The following is a 12768-nucleotide window of genomic DNA, read 5'->3' on the forward strand; positions in this document are numbered from 1 at the left end:
TTTTAGAAATGAATTAATCTTCCCTCGTAACTAATTCATACACACAAGGTATCACAACCAGGTTTAGTACCGTTGCTGAGAGCAATCCTCCAAGTATCACCACCGCCATTGGGCTTTGAATCTCACTTCCCGGTTCGCCTCCTTTTAAAGCTAGCGGAATAAGTGCCAGTCCTGTGGTAAACGCGGTCATCAGAATTGGATTTAACCTGTCGAGCGCACCAGATTTAATGAGCTCATAACCCCTAAGGCCTTCCTTCCGTAGATCTTCATATCTCGAAACCAGCAGAATTCCGTTTCGTGTCGCGATCCCAAATAAACTGATAAAACCTATCGTGGAAGCTATACTTACAATTCCTGAAGTAAAGTATACGATTAAGATTCCACCAATCAAAGCCAGGGGTAAATTGATAAGCACAACAAAAGCGAGTTTCACATTGTTGAATTCAAAATACAACAGGAGGAAAATCACGAAGATTGCAATAATGGCAGTGATCAACAGCATTTGTGAAGCTCTGGATTCACTTTCAAATTGTCCGCTATATTGTACCCTGTAACCTTCGGGAATAGTCACTGAAGAATTCACGGTTACCTGGATCTCTTCCACCGCACTTCTTAAATCCCGACCCTGCACATTGGCAGCAACAACGATTTTCCTTTGCACATCTTCCCGGCTAATGGTATTAGGACTGCTTACAGAAGAAACACTAGCGAGCTGTTCCAATGGAACCTGTGAACCATTTGGCAATCCTATCAAGGCAGTTCTGATTTTTTCAATGCTGTTTCTAACATCCTCCTTATAACGCACCACCAGGTCAAAATACTTCTGACCTTCATAAATCTCACCAACTTCGTGACCGGCAAAGGCGATATCTACCTGCTCCATTAACAGTCCTACGGTCATTCCATAAGCTGAAAGGATCTGTCGTTTTGGGCTTATCTTGATCTGTGGTACTTCGATCTGCTGATCAACAGCTACATCGGCAAGCCCATCGATAGGAGTAATATTCTCCTCCACGTTTTTACCTATTTCATATAGCTGTTGAAGATCGGGTCCAAAGATCTTAATTGCGATATTGGCTCTCGTACCTGAAAGCATATGATCGATACGGTGAGCAATGGGCTGCCCCAGCGTAATATTAACCCCCGGAACGATACTTAATTTCTTCCGTACCTCTTCAAAAAACTCCTCCTTCGATTTATCTTCCAGGGTGAATGGTACATCGATCTCGGCGGCATTTACTCCCTGGGCATGCTCGTCCAGTTCAGCCCTACCAGTCCTTCTGGTAACCACATCCACTTCAGCCATTTCAAGCATGCTTTTGGTAGTGTTAGTATAGCCACTAAAGCGATAATTACCAGGTAGGGTATAGATAATACCGCAACGGAACGTTTGTTTAGAGCCAGCAGGTTGGCATCCAAATGTTTTTGATGCTCCTTGTTGTTTTTAAATTTCTTTCTGGAAGCGAAATAGGCAATGGTTACCATGAGTGGGATGGAAATTATATTGGAACCCAGCAAATTTCCCAACCCGATATCAGATACACCACGGGCGGCGCTAGTAATATTTATTGCCACTTCGGGACTTGCCGTTACAATTGCAAGAAAAGCGGCTCCGGCAGAAGCCGTCAGACCCCACTGTTTACGAAGCATTTTTAAGGGGGTTAGAAGTTGATCAGCCCCCCAATGAGCAGCCCACGCCGCAAGTATTAAAACGCCTACCCACAACCAGACATTCATTTTTATCGTTCTTTTTTTATATTACTCTCATCGTGAAAGCTTCAATATTTTAATCGCCCCACGCATCACAAATGTGAAGACAATACCTCCAATGATCAAATCTGGCCATTTACTTCCTAAAAAATAAACCAAAACTCCCGCCAAAATTACACCGCCGTTCACGATAATATCATTTGAAGTAAAAATGGCACTAGCTTGCATGTGGACTTCGTTACTTTTAGCCTTGTTGATTAGCCATAATGAGATTAAGTTTCCGGCAAGTGCTAAAAAAGAAATTATAATCATCCATTGAAATAAGGGAGTTTCACTACTCATAAGAAACCTGCGTAAGACTTCTACGAATCCCAGAGTCGCTAAAAACATTTGAAAATAGCCGCTAAATTTTGCGACTTTCTTTTTTCTTGAAACAGCACCTCCCACTGCAAATAAGCTTAGTGCATAAACTATCGAATCTGCCAGCATATCAAGCGAGTCGGCGATAAGTCCCATTGAGCCAGATATCCAACCGGTGGTCATTTCAATAACAAAAAAGCTAAAGTTGATGCCCAAAACCCACCAAAGGATTCTTTTTTGTTTGGATTGGTCTTCCATTACGGGTGGTTCGGCTTCTGTGGTGCCCTCAAAGGAATCTCCAAGTTTTAAGCTGGCTATAGATATTTGTATCGCTTTGATACCGTTAACGTGATATACTTCCAATTTCCTATTGGGAATATCAAAGTCGAGATATTTTATCTGTTCAAAAGTTTCCAATTTCATCCTGATCATCTGCTCCTCGGAAGGGCAGTCCATTTGACTGACTATAAAGGTGCTTTTTTTCATTTTTTATAAGCTAAAAGTCTTAATGCATTAAATACTACAAGGAGTGTGGAACCTTCGTGTATAACTACCGCTACTCCAATATTTGCAAAACCAAAAATTGTTGCTGGGATAAGCAAAGCCACAATTCCCAAACTTACCCAAAGGTTCTGCTTGATAATAGATTTAGATTGTCTACTCAATCCTATTGCAAAGGGAAGGGTTTCCAATTTATCGGCCATAAGAGCAATATCAGCGGTTTCTAAGGCGACATCACTTCCCGCAGCGCCCATAGCGATTCCTACGGTGCTATTTGCCATGGCAGGCGCATCATTAACACCATCGCCTACCATTGCTACTTTAGATTCTTTCTCTTTCAGTTTTTTAATTGCTTCTACCTTTTCTTCTGGCAATAAACTACCCCAGGCATCAGTCAATCCTATTTCTTCTGCTACTGCGTCTGCTACCTTCTGGTTATCACCAGTAAGCATGATCATTCGCTTAATACCTATTTCCTTTAATTCAGAAAGGGTCTTTTTTGCTGCCTCCCGTGGGGTATCCATTAAGGCGATGATGCCTATATATTCTTTATTTTTCCGAATAAGCATCGTTGTATTTCCACCACCTTCAAGACCACGCACTTTCGTAGTTATTTTGTCGGAAGGTGTACTCTCATCAAGCCCTTCGTACAGATCGAGGTTCCCAACATAGATCTTATCATTTCCTAATGTTGCTTTAATACCTTTCCCTAACACGGCTTCCAGATTGGAAGCATCCGGGATTTCCTCACCTTCCAGACGCTCCTTTCCATCACGAACTACAGCTTTTGCCAGGGGATGATCACTTAAACTTTCCACGGCTACTACTATCTTGAGAAGTTCATTGTCTGAAATATCCCCAAGGGCTACTACTTGAGTAAGTTTTGGCTTTCCTTCCGTTAGAGTTCCGGTCTTATCGAAGGCAAGAGCGGTCAGTTCTCCAAGATCTTCCAGTGGGCGGCCTCCTTTGATTAATACCCCACCGCGGGCGGCCCTGGCCACACCACTCAATACAGCACTGGGGGTCGAGATTGCCAATGCACAGGGACTTGCAGCTACCAGTACCGCCATGGCCCTGTAAAAGCTGGCGCTAAAAGGTTCGTCAATAACTAAAAAAGCGAACAAAAGAATCCCGACCAAAATAAGGACTGAGGGCACAAAATATTTTTCGAACCTATCGGTAAGCAACTGGGTTGGTGATTTTTGGGTCTGCGCTTCGTTGACTAGTTGCAACAATCGGGAAAGCGTTGAATCTTTGGCTGCTTTGATTACCTTTATTTCAAGGGTGTTGTTACCGTTAATTGTACCTGCAAAAACCCGGTTTTCATCCTTGATATCATCTTCCGTAGAATAATCCTTTTCGATGTCTTCCACGGGAACTTTATCTACCGGGACACTCTCCCCGGTTATTGGAGCCTGGTTTACACTACTCTGCCCATCTACCACCACGCCATCTGCTGATATTTTACTATTTGGTTTCACTACAATGATATCGCCAATACTCAACTTTTCGATACCAATTTCTTCCGTCTTACCATCTTTTTTGAGCAGGGCTGTTTTTGGTGCCAGCTCTGCCAATGCGGCTATAGATTTTCGTGCTTTGTTCATTGCATAATGTTCCAATGCGTGCCCAAGACTAAAAAGAAATAGTAACAAGGCACCTTCAGCCCATTCGCCCAAAATAGCTGCTCCAATAGCTGCAACCAGCATTAGAAAGTCAATCTCAAATCCGCCTTTGGCTACAGTTTCCACAGCTTCTTTCGCGGTATAAAAGCCCCCAAAGAAATAGGCTCCAATATAAAGTGCAAGGCTCACCCATTGCGGAACTGATTCTACAAAGGATAATCCAAAACCTATTCCCAATAAAACACCACAAATGATAGCAAAAATAAGCTCTGTATTTTTCCCAAAAATACCTCCGTGGGAGTGGGAATGTTCTTCGCCGGCACCGTGGCTATCAGCTTCTTTTTGATTCTGGACATCCTTATCTTCATGCTGTTGTTCCTGACTCATCTTATTTCCTTTATTTAATTCATCAGAAGTTTTTTCTGAAGAATTAAAGCCATTTTCACGAAAAGAGGAGCTTTTCTTGACTTGTAAGTTTTCTTTTTCAAGCTTTGTGATTATCTCATTAAAAGTGGTCTTATGTTTATCATATTCTAAACGGATCATTCCTCCCGCATTGGCAGAAGCTTCCAACACACCTTTGATATTCAGCAGACTCTTTTCTATAGTCCTTGCATGTCGGGTATGTCTAATTCCATCGACTTCTATAAGAAGATGTCCATATTTCTCTGTAATTTTTGCTCCTGTCCTTTCTGCCAAAGATTGAATGCGATCAATAGAGATAACGTCAGGATCATAATGAAAACAAAGAAGTGGAACCGAATCTTCCTTTTCATCTGCTATATGAACCCTCTCAAGTCCTTCTTCGGCTTCTAGATCATTAATAAGTCTTTGTACACAGGTATCTTTTTCATTCGGCACCTGAGGTAGCAATACCGGAATTTTCAGTTGTAATTTTTTCATATCCCTATTGGTTTAAAATCCATCTGTTAGCCTCTTCCTTTTCGGTAAGGTCGAAATATTTAACTTCCGAGCAGTAAAAAAGTTAGTAGCTCCAACAGCCCATTGCTGCCATTCTTTCGCACCCACAAATGCCATTTTTCCATAATTGGAAATATGAGCTGCATCAACCTTTAAATCTTCCCACAAGCCTTTGAGATTATAACCCTTAAAATTAACCAGCTCAAAAAAGAAATCCACATTATCCCCATTTTTAACAATATTATGTATCAAGGGATTAATTTTTTCTGCATCCTCCTTAGTGATCTTACCATAGATAGTAGCGGGTATCAAATTGCTTTTTTCTGTTTTGGTTATATGGATCATAGTTATGTCTGTCTTTTAAGTGATGTTATACTTGATTTCTCTTCCTTTAGTATAGGCTTCCCAACCTTCCTTTGCTGCATAAGGTACAATGAGCAGTGCCGCGACAGGATCTGCCCACCACCAGCCCAGCCAGTTAACCAATAGTAAACCGGCAAGAACAACTACGGTTTGGTATAGGCAGATAAAGGTATCCTTGGCATCGGCAAGTAAAGCTGGGCTGTCCAGCTTATGTCCATATTTTCTTTTGAAATAGATAAGAATGGGATTGATAATTAGAGAAATAATTAAAATGATTAATCCCATAGTACTCCAACTTGCAGTTTCCTGACTAAGGAGTTTTGTGATTGAATCATACGAGATGAATATGCAGACCAACGTAAATGATACTGCAATTACATAAAGGGTGATCTTCTTGCGTTTTTTGACTTTTTCTTCGTCAATGCCCTTGAGCTCGCCATGCAGCCGCCAGCCTAAAGTGGCCGCACTTATCACTTCTATTGTACTGTCCAGTGCCCATCCTATAAGAGCAGAACTATTGGCAGTTATTCCTGCAATTAGAGATACTATTACTTCAATGGTATCATAAATGACATTCCATATTTGAAGCGTTCTTGCCTTTTTTAAATCGTTTTTTCTTTCCGTTTCCATAAACTGATTTTGGTAATCTCCATACTATATAGTTCCATTTTCACCTCTTTTTTATATGCTTCCTTGCTCTTCAAAAATTAAACACCACTACATTTCTCACATATTCCCTTTACTACCAGGTTTACATTTTCTGCCATATATCCCTCTGGCAGGTTAATATGTGGAATCTTATGATCGGTCAAACAAACAGTTTCATCACAATTATTGCAATGAAAGTGGATGTGTAAGTCCTGTTCTACTTCGCAATTACAATCACTTTCACAGAGCGCATATTTTGGTATGCCTGTGCCATCATCTATTTGATGCACAATGTCATTTGCTTCAAATGTGCGTATTGTTCGAGATAATGTAGCCCGGTCTGCTTTTCCAAAAGCATTCTCAATTTCGGTAAGGGTTACAGCCCTGTCTTTTTTGGCCATAAATTTATAGATCAGGATACGCATGGCTGTTGGCCGAACTTCGTGTGCCTCTAAATTTTTTTCGATATCACTCATTTCCATCATTATTTAATCCAGATCGATTCAAAGATTCTCCGGTTTTTATTCGGAAGGCATCTTCAATATCTGAAAGATAAATAATTCCATCACCGGGTTCAGTTGTTTTTGAATTCTCAAGTATAATATCGATTGCTGATTGTGCTTCTTCATTTTGACATACCAGTTCTAACTTTACCACCGGGCTGTCGGTTACACGGAAATCCAAAGAAGGCGATGCGCCTTTTGCTTTAAATGCTCCGGTCCCTTCTCCCTGGGAAAGGGTCATACTTTTAAATCCGCTTTCACTAAGAGCTTCAATTACATTTTGAACTCGTTTCGGTTTTATAAATGCTTTTATTTCTTTCATTGCTGTAATATTAATTTTAGTATTAAGGATGAACCCTCTGGAATTTTAATTAAGACAAACATTTAACAGAGAGTCCATCCATCTAATTTTTTTAATTTAATGACCATGGGAAGTCTGGCTTTTCTGCATTTCAGAAACCAGATAATAGGCATTATTATAGGCAACCAACGTACCTTCAGGCAGAGGCTCCAGCAGTTTAATTTCAACCCAACCATCTTCATTTATTCCCGTTCTAACCTGCACTGGTTTCAATTCCCATTCGGTTTCACCATCTTCCTGGTGTTTTTGGGCCGTAAAGATGTAGGGATTTCCTTCTTCTTCAATTATTGCTTCTTCCGGTAAGGCAGGAACAGCTTCTTCACCGGTCCTGATTTTTCCGTTTATATACATCCCCGGAATTAGAAAATCTTCTTTATTATCGATTTCTGCATGCACATGTACCGCTTTGGGGTTTTGTTCAAATTGTTTCCCCACTGAATAAATTTCCCCGGTTAAATTACTGCCTGGAACCGATTCCAGTGTAAACTCAATCTTTTGGCCTTCTTTCACCTTATAAATATCTTTTTCAAAAACCATTAGATCGGCATGAACATGTTCATTATCAACTACCATAAACATGCTGGTTTGCGGCTCCACATACTGTCCTATCTGCACCAGTACTTTTTCTATATAACCTCCAATTGGGCTTACTACCGGAATATATTCATATAATTCACCGTCTCTAACCTGGGAAGCATTTAGGTTTAACTGGCGCAATTGCGATTCGTACCCCCGCACTTCACCTTGTACAGACTGGTAATCTGCCTGGGTTTGTTGAAAAGATTTTCCAGATCCTACCTCTGCTTCATATAAACGTTTCTGTCTTTCAAATTCCTTTTCCAAAAATTGCATCCTGCTATATGCATTAATATAATCAGACTGCATTCTGGTTAAATTTGGGTGAGAAAGATAAGCCAGTACCTGACCTTTATTTACCTTATCCCCCTCAATAACCTTTATAGAAGTTATATTACCGCCTAAAACTGCCGTCACGGTAGCCTCATATTGTGGCGGCACTTCTAACTGGCCATTGGCTTCCACAATACCGGACAAAGCTTTTTTAGGTAAGGTATCTACTTTAATCCCCAGACTATTGAATTTCATTTCTGAAAGATGTACCGAACGCATCCCACCTTCTTCTTCACCGTGTTCTTCATCTCCTTCCTCACCGTGATTTTCACCTTCTTCGGTATTAGTAGTTGCAGTTTCACTGGAAGCGTCATCCCCTTCCTCAGGATTTTCTTTACATCCAAAGAATATGCTGAGCGTTAAGGCAAGCATTAAAATATTTATTGATCTTGTATTCATATCGATTTTCTTATTTTAATTTTTAATTTGAATTCTTAAGGTAATATTCCAGTTGGTAACGGCTGTCGAGATAATCATTAAAAGCACTCCAGGCATTTACCTCAATTCTAATGGCATCCCTTATATTTTGAAGGAAAGTTATATAATCTATAGCTCCCTCTTTAAATGCTAATACTGACCCTTCCTGTTGTTCCTGTGCTAAAGGAAGTGCTTCATCCCTATAATAATTCCATGAGTTTCTCCATTTGATATAGTCTTCACGCATATTTTTATAGGCGGTTTCCAGTTCGATTTTATCCTGATAAAAGTTTTGCTCTGCAATCTGTCTATTTACTTGTGCTTCCTGTGTACGGCCTAATTCCGGCCCAAAAAACAGCGGAATTTGAATTCCTATTTGATATTGGAAGAAACCCGATTGCCCGGCTATTTCCTGCCTACCGTACTGACCCTGAAATTTGGGCAAAAATTCAGATTTTCGTTCTCTGGTAACCGCTTTGGCAACATCTATCCTTTGTTCCGAAACCTGTAGCAACGGATGATTTTCAAGCGACTCTACCAGAAAGTTTAAAGGTTCGTCTAAAGTTTCAACAGGCAAATCTGGTACATCATAGATTGTGTCACTAACGAACCATAGGTTTAAACGCTGTATTGATTTCAGGTAATCTCGGTACGATTGTTCCAGCTGTATTTTAACCTCGTTCGCCTGGTTGGAGGTAGCAAGATATTCCAATTTGGAGGTGGCCTCTGTTTCATACCTGATTCTTGCAGCCCTTTCAATATCTTCAAAAATTGAATCCATTTTTCTATAAACCTGGAATGTCCTTTTAGTTGTATAAACCGAGGCCCAGGCCCTGCTTACTTCACGTTCAATTTCAATAGTAGATAACTCTAAGGCACTTTCAGCAAGGGCAACCCTTTCTTTCTGCAATTTTAACCGGGGGGCAATTCCAAAAATATCAATGCCTTGCTGTTGGACGCCAATTTGAGTATAGACCCCATTAGAGCCATTTCCTACTTCTTCTTTTCCTGTAAAGATTTGGGTATTTCCAAAATCATAGGCGGTTTTACGCAATACTTCCTCACTTTCAATTTCAAGTTGAGCAGCTTTTAATTGCGGAAAGTTTTGGATTGCCATTTCTTTAGCCTCTTGCAAACTAATAGTTTGTAAAGAATCCTGTTGTGAATATTCAGATGACATTGCATCAGATTGTGCATTTACAGAAAAGGTTCCGCCCAAAACAAAGCCAATTATCAAAATCGTAGCTAAAGATCGTGAATTGGAAGAACCAAGCTTGTTCTGTTCCTTTTTCTCCCGTCTCTTCTCTACAAATGTATAAAGGACAGGAAGAACCACCAGCGTAAGCAAGGTAGCCGTAAGCATACCACCTATAACAACTGTAGCAAGTGGTTGTTGAACTTCTGCACCGGCAGATGTGGAAAATGCCATTGGTAAAAAACCGAAAATATCTGTTGTTGCTGTTAACATAATAGGTCGTATTCGTTCTTTGGTTCCTGTAAAAATTCTATCTCTTATACTGGTTACTCCTTCTTCTTTTAAAGAATTGAATCTATTTATTAGTACCAGTCCGTTTAAAACTGCAACACCAAACAGAACAATGAAGCCTACACCTGCGGAAATGCTAAATGGCATACCTCTTAACCAAAGGGCAAAAACACCTCCGATAGCAGCCAATGGTATCGCCATATAGATCATGATAGATTGGGAAAAAGATTTTAAGGCAAAATATAGAAGCACGAAAATCAGGAATAAGGCTATCGGTACCACAATCACTAATCGGTCTTTGGCACTCTGAAGGTTTTCGAACTCCCCTCCATAAGTAATATAATAACCTGGTGGCAATTCTAATTCCTCATCTAATTTTTGCTGAATGTCGTTCACCACAGACTCTACATCCCTTCCCCGGGCGTTTACACCCACATAGGTTCTTCTGTAGGTATCATCTCTTGAAATTTGCATAGGCCCCGGAACATACTCAATATCTGCTATTTCTTTTATAGGCACCTGAGTTCCGTCTGGAAGATCGATATACATACCACGCAAATCATCAATATTCTTTCTATGATCTTCATCAAATCTTACTACCAGATCAAATCGTTTTTCTCCTTCAAAAATGACTCCGGCTGTTCCTCCTGCAAAAGCTGTACTTATGTAATCATTGGCTTTTTGGATATCCAGTCCATATTGCGCAATTTTATCACGGTTAAATTTAACGGTCATTTGTGGGAGGCCTGATGTTCGCTCCGCGTTTACGTCTCCTGCACCAGGCACGGTTTGGATAATACTGGCCATTTCCTGTACCTTTTCCGACAACACCCCCAGGTCCTCTCCATATAGTTTAACCGCAATATCTTCTCTAACCCCCTCTAATAATTCGTTGAACCTTAATTCTACAGGTTGCGTAAACACAAGGTTTACCCCAGTAAGTTCTTTATTGAGTTTTTCCTTGATTTGCGCTATAAGTCCTTCTTTAGTTTCAGCGGTTGTCCAATTATCCTTATCTTTTTCAAGAATCAGGTACATATCTGCTATATCCATCGGCATTGGATCTGTTGGGATGTCCGCTACTCCAATTCTTGCTGTTGCTGTTTTAATTTCAGGAAAATTTTCTAGAAGGATATTTTCTATTTTTTTGGAAACTTCAATAGACTCTGTTAATGAACTTCCTGGTCTGATTAAAGCCTGCATGGCGATATCCCCTTCATCAAGTTGAGGCACAAATTCTCCTCCCATTCTGGAAAAAAGGAAACCGGCTAATACAAGTAGAACAGCAGCAGCACCTACAACAATGAGCTTCAGTTTTAATGCCCCTTTCAGTAAAGGCATATATACCCTTTGTATTCCACCAATTATCTTATCACTTATCCTTTCCAGCCAGCGTTCAAACCTTCCAAACCAGTTCTTTTTATTCTGAATGGGTTTCATAAATAGGGCAGACATCATAGGGACATAGGTAAGGCATAAGAAAATAGCACCTATCATGGCAAAACCGAAAGTGTACGCCATCGGCTTAAACATTTTACCTTCTACCCCCGTAAGAAAAAGTATAGGCGTGAATACAATAAGAATTATAATCTGTCCAAAAAATGCGGAACTCATCATCGTGCTCCCAGCATCATAGGCTACTTCATCCATTTTAGCCTGATTGAATTTCACCTTGCCAGATCTTATCCGTTTTTGTATTTCATACACGGTTCCCTCGATGATAATCACTGCACCGTCTATAATGATTCCAAAGTCAATAGCGCCCAAACTCATTAGATTGGCCCAGACATTGAATTGTTTCATTAAAATAAAAGCAAAAAGCAGTGATAAGGGAATAGTGGTAGCAGTAATAAGTCCACCTCTTAGACTACCTAATAACAATACCAGGGCAAAAATCACTATCAATGCACCTTCCAGTAAATTTGTTTTAACAGTATCGGTTGTTCGTGCTATTAATTCACTCCGATCAATAATTGGCTCTATGGTCAAACCTTCAGGAAGTGACTTTTCAACTTCTGCCATCCTATCTTTAACATCCTGAATTACGGCATTGGGATTGGCGCCTTTTAACATCATTATTATCCCGCCTACGGCTTCCTCTCCGTCTTGAGTGAAAGCTCCGTAGCGTACCTGATTTCCAAACTGAACATCTTCCGCAACATCTCCAATAGTTATCGGAATAGAATTTTCGGTAGTAATAGCAATTTTCCTTATATCCTCCAGTGAACGGATTAAACCTTCACCTCTAATAAAATTTGACATTTTATTTTTCTCAATATAAGCTCCACCGGTATTCACATTGTTTCGGGCCAGCGCCTCATAAACCTCAGAGATACTTATACCCATACTGTTTAATTTCTCAGGATTGATTGCTACCTCATATTGTTTTATGGAGCCTCCAAAAGAATTTACTTCCACCACACCTTCCAGCAAGGTAAGTTGTCGCTTGATTATCCAGTCCTGAATAGTTCGTAGTTCCATGGGAGAATATTCAGTTTCGTATCCCTCCTTTGGCTTTATGGTATACTCATAAATTTGACCCAATCCGGTTGAAATAGGTCCCATAGCAGGACTTCCAAATTTATCGGGAATGGTTTCTCCCAATTCATTAAGTTTTTCCTGTACTAGTTGACGAGGGAGATAAGTTCCCATATCATCTTTAAAAACAATAGTAACTACCGAAAGTCCAAACCGTGAAATAGAGCGAATCTCTGTAACTCCAGGTAAATTACCCATCGAAAGTTCTACGGGATAGGTTACAAATTGTTCAATATCTTCTGTGGCAAGATTTGGCGACTGGGTGATCACCTGAACCTGATTGTTAGTAATATCTGGCACCGATCCCAGGTTGACGGTCATCATGGACCAAATACCCGTCCCTATCAGCGCTAAGGTAAGTAGTCCAATAATAAATTTATTATTAATGGAAAATGCGATTATCTTATTAATCATATAAATAAAAAT

The 12768-nt window shown here is 40.2% G+C and carries 10 protein-coding genes; all 10 read right to left on the bottom strand.

All coding sequences use genetic code 11. The features are described 5' to 3' along the window. Positions 1-13: 13 nt before the first annotated feature. The 10 genes from ACW6NC_RS04120 to ACW6NC_RS04165 all read right to left on the bottom strand — a co-directional run bounded on the left by ACW6NC_RS04120 (position 14) and on the right by ACW6NC_RS04165 (position 12756). A complete protein-coding gene (locus ACW6NC_RS04120) occupies positions 14-1306 on the bottom strand; it encodes an efflux RND transporter permease subunit (protein WP_457863902.1) in 1293 nt (430 codons plus the stop codon). Then, positions 1237-1737, bottom strand: coding sequence for a hypothetical protein (locus tag ACW6NC_RS04125; RefSeq protein ID WP_243729708.1), 501 nt, complete (start codon positions 1735-1737; stop codon positions 1237-1239). The genes ACW6NC_RS04120 and ACW6NC_RS04125 overlap by 70 nt, the downstream gene beginning before the upstream one ends. A gap of 27 nt (positions 1738-1764) precedes the next feature. Next, positions 1765-2556, bottom strand: a complete 792-nt coding sequence (locus ACW6NC_RS04130) for a cation transporter (RefSeq protein ID WP_208109662.1) — start codon at positions 2554-2556, stop codon at positions 1765-1767. After that, positions 2553-5099, bottom strand: a complete 2547-nt coding sequence (locus ACW6NC_RS04135; protein ID WP_133549896.1) for a heavy metal translocating P-type ATPase — start codon at positions 5097-5099, stop codon at positions 2553-2555. The genes ACW6NC_RS04130 and ACW6NC_RS04135 overlap by 4 nt, the downstream gene beginning before the upstream one ends. Before the next feature lie 12 nt (positions 5100-5111). Continuing rightward, entirely contained in the window at positions 5112-5462 is a 351-nt protein-coding gene (locus ACW6NC_RS04140) for a SpoIIAA family protein (protein ID WP_231563351.1), read from the bottom strand. A 15-nt stretch (positions 5463-5477) separates the two neighbouring features. Continuing rightward, entirely contained in the window at positions 5478-6110 is a 633-nt protein-coding gene (locus tag ACW6NC_RS04145; protein WP_037321285.1) for a cation transporter, read from the bottom strand. 77 nt (positions 6111-6187) lie between these two features. Then, positions 6188-6604 (bottom strand): Fur family transcriptional regulator, encoded by a 417-nt coding sequence (locus ACW6NC_RS04150; RefSeq protein ID WP_037322438.1) that lies wholly within the window; start codon positions 6602-6604, stop codon positions 6188-6190. Next, positions 6597-6953 carry a P-II family nitrogen regulator gene (locus ACW6NC_RS04155; RefSeq protein WP_133549898.1) on the bottom strand — a complete coding sequence of 119 codons (357 nt, stop codon included), beginning with the start codon at positions 6951-6953 and terminating at the stop codon, positions 6597-6599. Before ACW6NC_RS04155 ends, ACW6NC_RS04150 begins: the two co-directional genes overlap by 8 nt. 96 nt (positions 6954-7049) lie before the next feature. Next, a complete protein-coding gene (locus ACW6NC_RS04160) occupies positions 7050-8300 on the bottom strand; it encodes an efflux RND transporter periplasmic adaptor subunit (RefSeq protein WP_243729709.1) in 1251 nt (416 codons plus the stop codon). A gap of 22 nt (positions 8301-8322) precedes the next feature. Beyond that, complete coding sequence (locus ACW6NC_RS04165) at positions 8323-12756, bottom strand: CusA/CzcA family heavy metal efflux RND transporter (RefSeq protein ID WP_457863903.1); 4434 nt, start codon at positions 12754-12756, stop codon at positions 8323-8325. Positions 12757-12768 lie beyond the last annotated feature (12 nt).

Source organism: Salegentibacter profundi, from assembly GCF_054121475.1.